The sequence below is a fragment of the Gordonia otitidis NBRC 100426 genome (genome assembly GCF_000248075.1).
In the GTDB taxonomy this organism is placed as follows: domain Bacteria; phylum Actinomycetota; class Actinomycetes; order Mycobacteriales; family Mycobacteriaceae; genus Gordonia; species Gordonia otitidis.
The window spans coordinates 1-11,672 of record NZ_BAFB01000244.1; the positions used below are offsets into that span (position 1 = coordinate 1).

The following is an 11,672-nucleotide window of genomic DNA, read 5'->3' on the forward strand; positions in this document are numbered from 1 at the left end:
AGTATTCGAACCGCCATCAGCGGCGGCGAGAACGATTCGTGAGCGCATCGCCAAACCCGAGGCCGTCGTTCGCCGACGCGCCCACCCTTCGAGCTCACGGCGCTCGTCATCGGTCAGAACAATATCCACTGCTCGCGGACCCCGGGTTGCCATTCCCCAGCCTAACAACCGAATGACAATTAATGACTCAGGACACTAGGACTCAACGGTTCTGGCATCGCAGGTTTTCGACGCTCCCACGAGCAGGCACTCGCCGCCTGGGGCCTCGCGACGATGCCGGGCAGTCTGGTCGCGGATGTCGTCGGCTTCGGGGATCGGGGAGTGGCCGTGGTCTCTCGGCTGGCCCGCGACCTGGAGTTCACCCGCGCGTGGGTGCACGAGATCCTGGGCCCGCTCGCCGAGGATTCAGCGAACGCGGCAGTCCTGCGCGAGACGTTGTCGGTGTACTTCGCCACGGGCGAGAGTCACCTGCACACTGCGGAACGACTCAACCTGCATCGCAACACGGTCAAATATCGCGTCGACAAGGCGATGCGCGACACCCGCACCACCGATCGCCTCGACCTCGCGCTCGCCCTGACCGTGTGCGCATTCCTGGGCGCGGAGGTCCTGGCTCAGGCCTGACCGCCGACTGTGCGCTGTCTGCTGCCGACCGTGCGCGTCCTGCTGCCGACTGTGCGTCTCCTGCTGCCGACTGTGCGCTTCCTGCTGTCGACCGTGCGCGTCCTGTCGCCGACCGTGCGCGAAGTGTCAGCCGACGAGGTGGTGGTCGCGACGCTGTTCGACGTCCCACCGGTCGCCGTCAAGGCTGCGTGCGGCGGCAGCACGGTCTCCCGATTTGAACGCCACCAGGATCCCGACACAGACTCCCACCACAGCGGCGACGAGCGCGGCGATCACGACCTGCTCGATCCGCGGGTAGTACACGGCAACCGTGACGGATGCCGCGACGACGATCAGCGCACTCACGCCGAGGCCGGCGATCCGCGGAATGACGGTCGTCGACCCGCGGTGTGGATCGGGGAGCAGTATCCCCGCACCGACGATCAGCAACGTCGAGATGGCCACGTCACTGGGTCGATGCCAGCCGGCGGCCACGAGGCCGAAGTCGATGATCGCCGCCCACGTACCTCCAACCGCAGCGATCCACGGACGCAGCAGCGGGGGAGCGGCGAGCGTGACCGCGACGACCAGTGCGGCGATGGCGGCGGCGTGCCCACTCGGCGCCGAGTTGTTGGTCTCCTCGATCCAGTCGTGGAAGTGCGGACGATACGTACCGTCACGAAGCGCACGGACGATGATGATGGTCACCGGCGGAAACAGCAGCAGGGCAGCAGTCGTGGCAATCCGCGATCCGACGCCGCGCGTACCGCGCTCCGACGGTAGGACCGCGCCGAGAAGAACGAATCCCACGACGATCGCCGCTCCGACGATCCAGGTCAGTGGGTTCGACACAACACTCATCGACAACCAGTGGGGCACCTGCGACGCGGCAGGTAGTTCGCGTCCGTATTCCAGCAGACGCTGATCGATGACCTGCCCGACCGATGTCCTGACAGCGAAGACGAAGATGCCGCCGGCGGCGGCGAACGCCAGCAGCGCCGCGAGGACGGCGGCCACCACATACCCGACGGGTCGGTGGCCACGTGCCTGGCGCGCTGCGGACGGAAAACTCACCGACTCACCGTATCGAGACAACCTGGGAAGAATCTGGGACGCCGTCGGGCGCGTCGCGAACGGATATCGCGCCAGCGTTCGCCTGGAGTGGGGCGACTCAGGTGTTGATCGTGACGACCGCAGGGCCTCACTGTCACGGACTGCGGCGCAGAGACTGCGTGTACGTGTCAGCACAACCCCCGGGTCATGCAGCGATTGTCAGCTACTCGACGGTCGTCGTAAACCGGTCGACGACGAGCAAACATCTTGTCGTGCTGCGGCTCTCACTACAACGGAGCCGAACAGCAGAAAATGGCCGCTCGGGCTGCGCTCCGACGCTCCCGACGAGACGCCCCCGATCGAAGTTTCACTGCAGTAGACAAAGTGTCACACACGTCAACGTTGATGTCATCCGGCCGAAACACTCGAGCGGTCTCATATAAGGGAACGAAGTCCACTCCCATGAATCACCAACACGATTCACCGGATCGGCCCACTCGGGGCGAACGGGGTGAAACGGACTTTCTCTCACCAGAATAGGAGAAAACATGTCGATCGACAGCACGAGTGCCCTCGAATTCCGCGTCACGCCCGGTGCCTGGGAGAGCCTTCCGAAGATGCCCGATGCCGAATATCCCGGTACCGAGGGCTTCATCGGTGACGTCTACGAGAACCCGGACGGCAGCGAGATGTGCAGCGGCTACTTCGAACTCCGCCACACCGACGCCCCGCTCTACTACGAGTACGAGTACGACGAGATGAAGGTCGTCCTCGAGGGCGAGTTCCTTCTCGAGAACAAAGAAACGGGACAGAAGACCGTCGCCAAGGCTAAGGACGCGATCTTCTTCCCCAAGGGTTCCAAGATCTACTTCAGCACCCCTGACTACGCTCTCGCGTTCTACGCCGGCCACCGCGACTCGACGCTCCTGTAGATCCGATGTCGCAGCTCGCATATTCGAGCGTGCCGGCGTGGGCACGTACGCCGGGCCGGCCCACACCGACCACCACCGCTCTCCCGGACACGACGGGTCGCTCCTATGTGCTCGTCGGCGTGGGCGACCCCCACGCCCCGCAGTCAATGTCCGACGCCCCCTCGGCAGTCGATCTTGTCCGCGGCTGGACGCAGACCCTGGGCCCCGGTGTGGGGCGATCGGTGTTGCTCGGTGATCAAGTCGACACTCTCGCCGCGCAACTACGAGACACGTTGCGCAGCAGTGCAGTCGGTGTGCGTGTGGTGCTTGCCGGACCGGTCGGATCGTGCCTGCGGTTGCGAGCCACCGCGATCGACGCTGGACTCGAGGACGACGAGATCAGCGTTGTCCCCGTCGGTACCGGTCCCGTCGATGTCTTCTGCTCACACTGTCGCACCACGACGCACGCCGTCGCGGCTGTCGACGATGTGATCTGCTGCGACGGCTGCGACCGTGACCTCCTCGTCTACTACCACGTATCCCGACGTACCGGCGCCTTCCTCGGCTTCATGGTCGACGCCGAGACGGCCCCCTCCGGAGGAGCAACGCGATGACCGCACTGGCCGACACCGGCGTCCCGAGGACGCCCGTACCTCGGCGGCCGACAACGCTGGTACTGACTGTCACGTCGATAGTCAACAGTGCCAACGGAATACGAACCATCACGCTGTCAGCGCCCGACGGCGCTCCGCTACCCGGGTTCGTGCCGGGCAGCCACCTCGTCGTCCAGGCGGGCGAGTACTCGAATGCCTACAGCCTTGTCTCCGACGGAGCGCACCCCACCGAGTACACGATCTCGGTTCTGCGGGCGACCGACGGCAACGGGGGGTCACGGTGGTTGCACGACGTCCTCGCCGAAGGTGACCAGCTCGAGGTGCGGCCACCTCGAAGCGCGTTCGCGCCGGCGGCTAGGGCCGGAAAACACCTGCTGATCGCGGGCGGTATCGGGGTGACACCCATCGTCTCGCATCTGCGAGCAGCAGCACGATGGCAGCGAAACGTGCAGGTGCTCTATGCGTTTCGGCCCGGATACGCCGCGCACGTCGACGAGGTCTCGCGCCTGGCCGGCGGCAATGCGGAGCTGTTCACCACCAGGGACGAGTTCGCCATACGCCTCGCCGACACCCTGCTCGAGCAACCCGTAGGCACCCATCTCTATGTCTGCGGCCCAGCAGGTTTCATCGACCACGTTCTCGAGTCCGCGAGTATCGCCGGTTGGCCGGCGTCGAGGTTGCATTCCGAGCGCTTCGGCATCGACGCCCTCGACGCGGGCGACCCGTTCCGGGTGACACTCACGCGCAGTGGTCGAACCCTCGACGTCCCGTCGGGAACCAGCCTGCTCGAAGCGCTGGAGACCAACGGGATAGCAGTGCCCAATCTCTGCCGACAGGGCGTGTGCGGCGAATGCCGTATCGACCTGTGCGGCGGTGACGAACCCATTCATCGCGATCTGTTCCTCACCGAGGAGGAAAAGCAGTCGCGCACCGCGATCATGCCCTGCGTCTCACGCGCAGGCGACGGATGCACCCTGGAGGTACCGCTGTGACCACGGCAGCCACGCGACCAGATCTGATCGCGCACTTCCCCTTTCCCTTCGTCGACGACTTCTACCGGTACAGCACCAACGTCGAACCCGCCGGAGCACAGGTGAGCACACCTGCCGGTCAATGGGGGGATTCGGTGGTCGTCGTCGACTCCGAATACCACGCAGAGGTTGCCGAGCGTGCTGCGATCCTCGACGCCGATCCGACACGTCGAGCAGTACTGCCGCACATGCGGCCCGCAGCATGGGACGCCATGCTCACCATCCTGCGCGAGCTAGCCCAGGCGTATCCCGAGACGATGCACCTCACCTCACTCGGTGGCGACGAATGGCGCTGGCGCAACGACCTTCTCGATGAAGAACGTACCTTTCGCTACGGTGACGAGTCGAGCCTCGGCGACGACCCACTGCACTACATTTCCACCCAGGTGCAAGAAGACATCGCACTGCTCGACCAACGCGACGAGCAGCTGTTCGTCGATGCCGGCATCATCTCCTTCGCAGCCGACTGGAGTTTCGGATTCGACGTCGGGATGAGCTTTCTCGAGATCCACGGGCCTGTTCCGCGTGTGCGCAAGATGGGTGTCATCACCCGCGCACACGAGTTCCTCAAGCGGCTCCAACCACATGAGCCCTACCGTCGTACCAACTGGACGATGACCATCGGACGCCGACTCGATGTCTCCACCGAGCGCTACCCCGAATGGGGACCCGACAGGGAGATGATCCAACACGTCGACGACGCCGAGTTCGGGCGGCTCGTCCATCTGCGGGTCGAGGTCCAGCATCTGATCCGGTTGCCCGATTCCGGCGCGGTGATGTTCCTGATTCGCACCTACCTCCTGCCGTTGGAAGCGGTGGCGACCATCGACCCATGGCGTGCACGTGCAGCAGAGGTCTTCGCCGAGCTACCCGACGACATGGCCGACTACAAGGGCATCATCAAGTACCGCACGCGCGCCGCGCAGTGGTTGCGTTCGTACGAGGCGCCGCAATCACCGATCACCGAACCGCAGATCGACACCGGCACTGCACCAACCGAACCCGTGCACGGACTGCCTGACTGGCCGGCACGGCCCCCCGAGGTCGACGCCGACGGATCGGAGTTCCTCATCGTCGCAGTGGGTGCACATGACGAGACCGCACACGTCGCGCGCGCGTGGGTACGTGTCGCGGAGAGTGTCGGCCCCACGCGCCTGCTCGTCCTCGACTCACTGACACACGACGACGACCGGGCCTTACTCGACGAAGCGCTCACGGCAACGCACACCGGGGCAAGGATTCTGGTTACCGGGGGCCAGTACGACGTGCTGACTGCTCTCGGTGCTGCCCGCTCGGCAGGAGCGATCGCCGACGAACTGTCGGCGTTCGTGACCGACACGGCCGACCTGCCGGTGTACTGCGCCCACTGCCGCGACACCTTCCGCGCCGTGGGCGCCCCCGGCGGGATCGTCGAATGTCCCGGCTGCACCCGGCGTCTGGAGATCCACGAGCATCATTCGGCCTCGCGCGGCAGCTTCCTGGCCTCCGCCGTGGACGCGCGCACCCTCGAGGAACTGTCATGACGGCCGCAGCGCAGGTCGGCGGACACCTGCACGACGGCTATCGGACGGGGTCGCGCACCATGCGAGTCGTGGCGGTCCGCCCACTCACGGACGCGATCACGCATTTCCGGTTCGCGCCACTCGACGGCGCCCTGACCCCCTACCAACCCGGCAGTCACCTCATCGTGCAGGCAGGCGCCACCCGTAACGCCTATTCGTTGGTCGACGACGGCATGTATCCCGACTCGTACGGGATCTCGGTGTTGCGCAAAGACACCGGCGGAGGGTCGGAGTGGTTGCACGCCAACGTCGCGGAAGGCGAGCTGATCGAGGTCGAGGGTCCACGACCGATGTTCGCACCTGTCCTCGACCAGCGGCACGCCCTGCTGGTCGCCGGAGGTATCGGGGTGACCCCGATCCTGTCGCATGCACGCGCCGCGGCACGTGACGGTCTGACCGTCGAGATCGTGTACTCCTACCGTCCAGGTCAGAGTGCGCATGTGGAGGATCTCCGGGCACTGGCCGAACAGCCCGACGTCACGCTGCACGAGGTGACCGGAGTCGACGAGACGATTGCTCTGCTCGCGGAGCGGTTTGCAGCGCAACCACTCGGCACGCACGCCTACGCATGTGGCCCGGCGCCGCTGCTCGACACCTACCAGCGGATCGCTGCATCGGCGGGCTGGCCGTCGGCGCGGGTACACCTCGAGAGGTTCACCGCGCCAGAACAGGATCCGGGAGATCCGTTCTCGGTGAGTCTTGCCGATGGAACGGTCATCGACGTGCCGCCCGGTGTCTCGCTGCTCGAACGACTCGTCGACAACGGCGTCGAGGTCACCAACATGTGCCGTCAGGGGGTCTGCGGAGAGTGCCGAATCCCGGTGCGTGCCGGGCAGATAACGCACCGCGACTACGTCCTGTCCGACGAGGAGAGAGCATCCGGCGACAGCATGCTCTGCTGCGTCTCCCGCGGCGCAGGCGACCTCGTGCTCGACCTCTCCGCTGACTGAACCAACCGCTCCCACCGCTGATCCAACCCCGACCGACGACATCCGAACGCTTTCGAGGTGACCACATGACACTCACCACCGACCAGTCAGCCGCGCACACACCGACAGGTGCGGCCGCCGAATTCCTCGCCCAGCCCGTCGACCATCTGTCGAACATCCCATGGCCGTTCCCCGACGAGCTCGCAGAATTCAGCTACTCCGTCAACGTCGAACCGGCCCGGGTTCCCCACCGCACCCGGGGCGGCGAGTGGGGCCGCAACCTCGTCGACCTCGGCGGAGCCGAGTACCCGTCGATCATGGCCGAGCGCAGGCGGATTCTCGACGCCGATCCCTCCCGCGTGCGGATCCGCCCCGGCATGGAGATCGCATGCTGGGATCTGCTGCTCTACTACCTGCGCGACCTCGCGCTGGCCTACCCGCATTTCATGCGACTCGACGAACTAGGCGCCGGCCGATTCCATTGGCGTAACGACCTTCTCGGCACCGATGCCGCGTTCACACTCGGCGACGGCGACACGCTGCCCGGTGGCCCCATGGAGTTCCTTGCGCGTGAGGTTCCCGACGATCTGCTCCTTGTCGTCGAACGCGACGGCAGACTCTATTTCGACGCCGGTGTGGTGACCTTCGCCGCCGCGTGGTCGGTGTCGTTCGACGTCGGCATGGACATGTACGAGATCCACGCCCCGGTCCCAGGTCTCATCCGCGACGGGATCGTGGCGCGCGCCGAGCAGTTCTTGCGTAGACTCCCGGCCGATCAGGTCTACCGACGCGTGAACTGGACGCTCTCGGCGTCGGACTCGCACAAACTCGACGTCAGCCTCGAAGAGCTTCCCGAGTGGGGCCGCGACATCCCGGCCATGGTGCGGGACAACGACTTCGGCTCCGCCCGTCTGCGGATCGAACTCGAGCATTTCATCCGCCTACCGATGTCGGGGGCCGTCACCTTCAACATCCGCACGTTCATGGCGTCGCTCAACGAGGTGCGACGAATCCCCGAGTGGTCGGCCCAGCTGGCCACGGTCATCGAGACCCTCGACGAACGCATCGCCACGTACAAGGGGTTCTTCGACTACCGCGACGACGTCGTCGCATATCTCCGCCAACCCATTTCCGACTAGCCCACGTTTCCAGTCCTCGTCCACGCTTCCAGCCTTCGTCTCCGTCTGCCCTGTCCGTCCCGCTGATCGAACTCGTCACCAACTCAAGGAACACCCATGGAACAACTCGCCGCACATGCGGATCTGTCGTGGATGCTCGCCGCATTCGTCTTCGTTCTGCTCATGTTCCCCGGACTCGCCTTCTACTACGGGGGCATGCTGGGGTCGCGCAATGTACTCAACATGATGACGATGGTGCTCATCACTCTCGGCATCACCAGCGTGCTCTACGTTCTGTACGGATACGGACTCGTCTCGGGCCCGTCGGTCAAGGGCTGGGGGCTGATCGGTAATCCGACCGATTACATCGGACTCATCAACCATCAGACCGACGACGGATCGGGCGGCACCCAGGTCCTGTACTACGCAGCATGGTTCATTCTGTTCGCCGCCATCACCGTCGCGATCGTCGCGAGTGGTGCTGCCAGTCGGATGAAGTTCTCTGCGTGGCTCGTCTTCGTGCCGATCTGGCTGACGCTCGTGTACTTCCCCGTCGCGCACTGGGTCTTCACCGCCGACACCGACGACGCCAAGGGCGGCTTCCTGCTCAACAGGATCGGCATCCATGATTTCGCGGGAGGCACTGCGGTGCACATGAATGCAGGTGTCGCAGCGCTCGCCCTCGCGCTGGTGCTCGGTGCACGACGCAAGCGCATGGAGCGCCCGCACAATCTGCCGATGGTGCTGCTTGGCGGCGGAATCCTCTGGTTCGGCTGGTTCGGGTTCAACGGTAGCTGTGCGTTCGGTGCCACCTTTCTCACCCAGTTCGTCATTCTCAACACGCTGCTCGCCGGCAGCGCGGGCATGATCGGCTTCGCCGTCATAGAGAAGATCCGTGAAGGCCACGTCACCTCGCTCGGCGTCATCACCGGCGTCGTTGCGGGTCTGGTCGGTATCACGCCGTCCGCCAACGCGGTCAGCTCGCTGGGCGCGCTCGGCGTCGGGCTTCTGTCGTCGGCGGTCGTGGCGTTCCTGATGAGCATCAAGGCCCGTTTCAAGGTGGACGACAGCCTCGACGCGTTCATCGTCCACGGCATCGGAGGCATCGTCGGCACCCTGTGCATCGTGTTGTTCGCGGCGTCGTCGGCACCGGCCGGCGTCCAGGGAATCCTGTTCGGCGGAGACATCGATGTCCTGTGGCGCGAACTGGCGGGCATCGTGATCACGTGCGTCTTCTCGTTCGTCATGACGTGGCTCATCGCGACAGCGATCGACAAGACGATGGGTCTGCGTGTCGACGCCGAGACCGAGACGCTCGGACTCGACTCCACGATCCACGCCGAGACCGCCTACGAGATCCCCGCAGCAGGCGTCGGACATGCGCCAGGCGGCTTCTCCGGCCTGCACCCGGAGCGCGCCGCAGAGAACCTCGAACACGAATTGCCCTCCAGCACAGCGGCAGCAGGAGCGAGCACGGCTGCCCCTGCGGCAGCTCCCGCCACGACGACGTAGTCCTGCAGAATCCGCTACCTGTCCACAGAACGCCCGTGAGTACGCACCGACCCCCGCGCACTCACGGGCGTTCTGTATTCAAGCCGCCGACTGTGCGTCTCCTGCGGCCGACTGTGCGCCTCCTGCTGTCGACCGTGCGTCTGCTGCCGCCGACCGTGCACCCCCTGCTGTCGACCGTGCACCCCCTGCCGCCGACCGTGCAGCCGATGCGGCCGATACCACCACCTCACGCGCGCTTAACGGAACCGCAATAAATCGAGCGTCTACTAATACTAGACAAAGGATCATACGAGTAGACATACTGGACTCACTCCCTCGAACACCCCGGAGCAACCCATGACTGACACCAAGACCCTCGCGGAACTCTGCGAGATCAACGACACCAAGTTCATCCTCGCCATGTTCGTCGACCTGCGTGGCAAGCCGTGCGCGAAACTCGTACCGGTCGAAGCCGTCGACGAACTGGCCGACGACGGAGTCGGTTTCGCCGGCTACGCGGTCGGCGCGATCGGGCAGGAGCCCAAGGACCCCGACCTCGTCGCCATCCCCGACGTCTCGTCGTTCCTGCCGGTTCCCTTCATCAAGGAGGGCCTGGCGATCGTCCACTGCGATCCCCACGTCGAGGGCAAGCCGTGGCCGTTCGCCCCGCGGAACATCCTCAAGTCGCTGATCGCGCAGACCGCCGACGCCGGGTTCGAACCGTGGGTCGGCGCGGAGGTCGAGTACTTCTTGCTCAAGCGAGACGCCAACGGCGCGCTCATCACCGCCGACGCGGCCGACGATTCCGACCGGCCCTGCTACGACGTCCGCGGGCTCACCCGTATGTACGACCATCTCACCACCGTGTCGACGGCGATGAATCAGCTCGGTTGGAGCAACTACGCCAACGACCACGAGGACGGCAACGGACAGTTCGAGCAGAACTTCGCCTACTCTGACGCCCTGACCACCGCCGACCGCGTCATCACCCTGCGCTACCTGCTCTCCACCTTCGCGTCCGAGCGCGGCATGGTCGCGACGTTCATGCCCAAGCCGTTCGCCGAACGCACCGGTTCCGGTCTGCACCTGCATCTTTCGCTGACCTCGGCGGGCAATCCGGTCTTCCCGAGCTCGACCGACGAGGACGAACGCGGCCTCGGGCTCTCGCCCGCCGCATACGGATTCGTCGGCGGCATTCTCGAGCATGCCCCCGCGCTGCAGGCTGTGATGGCACCGACGGTCAACTCCTACAAGCGAACCGGCGCAACTGCCACCCGTTCCGGGGCATCCTGGGCGCCACGTGTTCCGACCTACGGCGGCAACGACCGTACCCACTACGTCCGCATCCCCGACGAGCAGCGCGTCGAACTCCGTGGCGGCGACGGTTCGGCCAATCCGTACCTCGCGATCGCTGCGGCACTCGGAGCTGGTCTTGACGGCATCAAGCGCAGCCTCGACCCCGGCGCCCTCGGCACCTGCCCGGGCCACATCTCGTCCCTCCCGCTGACACTGCTGCACGCTGTCGAGGCACTCGAGGCCGACGCGGTGGTCACCGCAACACTCGACGCCGCGATCCCCGACGAGTGGCCCGACGACGCACAGCGCGTCTCGCAGTATTTCTCGCACCTCAAGCGCGAGGAGTTCTTCGCCTGGCACTCGGCCGTCTCGCCCTGGGAGGTCGAGCAGTACCTCACGGCGTTCTGACCCCCACCCCCACCTGATCGAGCTTGCCGAGATCGAGCTCGTCGAGATCATCCCACTACACGGAAAGGCACACATCATGTGCGGAATCGTCGGGTTGCACCTGCGCAACCCAGAGCTGTATCCCCAACTCGGCCAGTTGCTCACGGGCATGCTCGGCGAGATGCAAGACCGCGGAGCCGACTCCGCCGGAATGGCCGTCTACGGCAACGAGGCATGGGCGCCGGCAGGTCACGGTTGCGTCAGTCTGCTCGAGATCGACGTCGAACCCGCTGAGGCTGCAACGCAATTGACCAATGCGCTCGGCACCGACGTCGCAGCGCAGCTGGTCGATGACACCCTCGTCCTCTCGGCACCGATCGACGCCGGCGACCTCCTCGACGCCGCGCGGGCCGCATTCCCCTTGGCGCTCGTCGCAGGCTTCGGTTCGGATCTGACAGTCCTCAAGGGCGTGGGTGCGCCGCGCGACCTCGCACAGCAGTGGGGCCTCGCGTCCGCGCAGGGCTGGCAGGGCGTCGGACACACCCGCATGGCGACCGAGTCCGCCGTGACCCCGTCGGGTGCACACCCCTTCGCCGTAGGCCCCGAACAGTGCCTCGTCCACAACGGGTCGTTCTCCAACCACGCGACCATCCGACGCGAATTGCGCGCGCAGGGTG

At 65.5% G+C, this 11,672-nt stretch carries 10 protein-coding genes and 2 pseudogenes; 10 read left to right on the forward strand and 2 right to left on the reverse strand.

Features of this window, described 5'->3' with window-relative positions; all coding sequences use genetic code 11:
• Positions 1-153 (reverse strand): annotated as a pseudogene (locus GOOTI_RS25895) (IS630 family transposase); the annotation flags it as partial.
• Between the two features lie 42 nt (positions 154-195).
• Here GOOTI_RS25895 and GOOTI_RS23480 point away from each other — a divergent pair.
• Positions 196-624 (forward strand): annotated as a pseudogene (locus tag GOOTI_RS23480) (PucR family transcriptional regulator); the annotation flags it as partial.
• Positions 625-750: 126 nt separating this feature from the next.
• Here the strand turns inward: GOOTI_RS23480 and GOOTI_RS23485 are convergent.
• Positions 751-1,677 (reverse strand): phosphatase PAP2 family protein, encoded by a 927-nt coding sequence (locus GOOTI_RS23485; RefSeq protein ID WP_007241098.1) that lies wholly within the window; start codon positions 1,675-1,677, stop codon positions 751-753.
• 527 nt (positions 1,678-2,204) lie between these two features.
• Here GOOTI_RS23485 and GOOTI_RS23490 point away from each other — a divergent pair.
• From GOOTI_RS23490 to GOOTI_RS23530, 9 genes are all read left to right on the forward strand, one after another.
• Positions 2,205-2,588, forward strand: coding sequence for a cupin domain-containing protein (locus GOOTI_RS23490; protein WP_007241099.1), 384 nt, complete (start codon positions 2,205-2,207; stop codon positions 2,586-2,588).
• 5 nt (positions 2,589-2,593) lie between these two features.
• Positions 2,594-3,181, forward strand: coding sequence for a dimethylamine monooxygenase subunit DmmA family protein (locus GOOTI_RS23495; protein ID WP_007241100.1), 588 nt, complete (start codon positions 2,594-2,596; stop codon positions 3,179-3,181).
• The gene (locus GOOTI_RS23500) at positions 3,178-4,173 is read left to right on the forward strand and encodes a PDR/VanB family oxidoreductase (protein ID WP_007241101.1); all 996 of its coding nucleotides are present in this window, start codon (positions 3,178-3,180) and stop codon (positions 4,171-4,173) included. The genes GOOTI_RS23495 and GOOTI_RS23500 overlap by 4 nt, the downstream gene beginning before the upstream one ends.
• A complete protein-coding gene (locus GOOTI_RS23505) occupies positions 4,149-5,735 on the forward strand; it encodes a heme-dependent oxidative N-demethylase family protein (RefSeq protein ID WP_051998054.1) in 1,587 nt (528 codons plus the stop codon). Before GOOTI_RS23500 ends, GOOTI_RS23505 begins: the two co-directional genes overlap by 25 nt.
• Positions 5,732-6,724 (forward strand): PDR/VanB family oxidoreductase, encoded by a 993-nt coding sequence (locus tag GOOTI_RS23510; protein ID WP_007241103.1) that lies wholly within the window; start codon positions 5,732-5,734, stop codon positions 6,722-6,724. Before GOOTI_RS23505 ends, GOOTI_RS23510 begins: the two co-directional genes overlap by 4 nt.
• 65 nt (positions 6,725-6,789) lie before the next feature.
• Complete coding sequence (locus GOOTI_RS23515) at positions 6,790-7,842, forward strand: heme-dependent oxidative N-demethylase family protein (RefSeq protein WP_007241104.1); 1,053 nt, start codon at positions 6,790-6,792, stop codon at positions 7,840-7,842.
• Between the two features lie 96 nt (positions 7,843-7,938).
• A complete protein-coding gene (locus GOOTI_RS23520; protein WP_007241105.1) occupies positions 7,939-9,333 on the forward strand; it encodes an ammonium transporter in 1,395 nt (464 codons plus the stop codon).
• 336 nt (positions 9,334-9,669) lie between these two features.
• On the forward strand, positions 9,670-11,016 hold the full coding sequence (gene glnT, locus GOOTI_RS23525) for a type III glutamate--ammonia ligase (RefSeq protein WP_007241106.1): 1,347 nt from the start codon (positions 9,670-9,672) through the stop codon (positions 11,014-11,016).
• 76 nt (positions 11,017-11,092) lie between these two features.
• Positions 11,093-11,672, forward strand: a 580-nt coding sequence (locus GOOTI_RS23530; RefSeq protein WP_007241107.1) for a class II glutamine amidotransferase domain-containing protein, incomplete at its 3' end; no start/stop codon positions are given.

Excerpts from the sequence above, each read along its gene's own strand:
- GOOTI_RS23490 (WP_007241099.1), top strand. The coding sequence starts at position 2,205 with ATGTCGATCGACAGCACGAGTGCCCTCGAATTCCGCGTCACGCCCGGT.
- GOOTI_RS23495 (WP_007241100.1), top strand. The coding sequence starts at position 2,594 with ATGTCGCAGCTCGCATATTCGAGCGTGCCGGCGTGGGCACGTACGCCG.
- GOOTI_RS23500 (WP_007241101.1), top strand. The coding sequence starts at position 3,178 with ATGACCGCACTGGCCGACACCGGCGTCCCGAGGACGCCCGTACCTCGG.
- GOOTI_RS23505 (WP_051998054.1), top strand. The coding sequence starts at position 4,149 with ATGCACCCTGGAGGTACCGCTGTGACCACGGCAGCCACGCGACCAGAT.
- GOOTI_RS23510 (WP_007241103.1), top strand. The coding sequence starts at position 5,732 with ATGACGGCCGCAGCGCAGGTCGGCGGACACCTGCACGACGGCTATCGG.
- GOOTI_RS23515 (WP_007241104.1), top strand. The coding sequence starts at position 6,790 with ATGACACTCACCACCGACCAGTCAGCCGCGCACACACCGACAGGTGCG.
- GOOTI_RS23520 (WP_007241105.1), top strand. The coding sequence starts at position 7,939 with ATGGAACAACTCGCCGCACATGCGGATCTGTCGTGGATGCTCGCCGCA.
- glnT (WP_007241106.1), top strand. The coding sequence starts at position 9,670 with ATGACTGACACCAAGACCCTCGCGGAACTCTGCGAGATCAACGACACC.